This window comes from Neglectibacter sp. X4, assembly GCF_009917365.1.
Lineage (GTDB): Bacteria > Bacillota > Clostridia > Oscillospirales > Acutalibacteraceae > Acutalibacter.
In genome coordinates this window covers 1-255 of sequence record NZ_QWLE01000266.1, presented here as the reverse complement: position 1 = coordinate 255, position 255 = coordinate 1, and the positions used below count along the sequence as shown (strand labels likewise).

The following is a 255-nucleotide window of genomic DNA, read 5'->3' as shown; positions in this document are numbered from 1 at the left end:
AGCATTGATTACAATCCGAAAGCAGAGAATTCAATTATATTTTTTAAACAAGTACAAAATAAAATGCACTGGGCAGCTCATAAGCAAACAGCAGCAGAAGTAATTTATCAACGGGCAGATGCGGACAAAGACAATATGGGATTAACAGCATGGGCTGGAAAGGAGATTAAACGTTCTGATGTAGAGGTTGCAAAGAATTATTTAAACGAAAAAGAAATAGATGCGTTAAATAAAATCGTTATGGCGTATTTAGAT

The 255-nt window shown here is 34.5% G+C and carries 1 protein-coding gene; it reads left to right on the top strand.

Annotation, left to right across the window (positions count from 1 at the left end):
• Positions 1–255, top strand: a 255-nt coding sequence (rhuM, locus tag D1841_RS18050) for a RhuM family protein (RefSeq protein ID WP_166554370.1), incomplete at both ends; no start/stop codon positions are given.